Origin of the sequence: Tritonibacter sp. SIMBA_163, from assembly GCF_046535935.1 — a bacterium.
GTDB classification, from domain to species: domain Bacteria; phylum Pseudomonadota; class Alphaproteobacteria; order Rhodobacterales; family Rhodobacteraceae; genus Epibacterium; species Epibacterium scottomollicae.
In genome coordinates this window covers 1-410 of sequence record NZ_JAWJBP010000141.1, presented here as the reverse complement: position 1 = coordinate 410, position 410 = coordinate 1, and the positions used below count along the sequence as shown (strand labels likewise).

General features: G+C 58.3%; 1 protein-coding gene. It reads left to right on the top strand.

The features are described from left to right. Positions 1-162 precede the first annotated feature (162 nt). The coding region (locus tag R0J92_RS21810) for a transposase (RefSeq protein WP_411053179.1) at positions 163-410 on the top strand (248 nt) is incomplete at its 3' end.

Below are 410 nucleotides of genomic sequence, written 5' to 3'. Positions count from 1 at the left end.
CACGCCGCTTCCGCGCCGCAGCTTCACCAGACCGGCCATTCGTCCATGGCGCAGCATTTTCGGAGGCCGAGGTCGGCAAAGCGGATATTTTGTTGAAAAACTCTTCCTTGATCACGGCCTGAACTGCTGATTCAATTCCTTTATTCGGGGGGAGTATTGGCGATGATGGGACCACGACAGGAGGCGCAACCGGCGCTGTTCTACGAGTTCTCGCTGGAGGATCATGTTCCCCAAGATCACCTGCTTCGATCCATTGATCGGTTCGTTGACCTGAGCAGCATCCGCGCCCACCTTGCGGATTTCTACAGCCATACCGGCCGCCCGTCGGTCGATCCCGAGCTGCTGATCCGGATGCTTGTGATCGGGTATGTCGTGGGGATCCGTTCGGAGCCTCGGCTCTGTGACGAGGT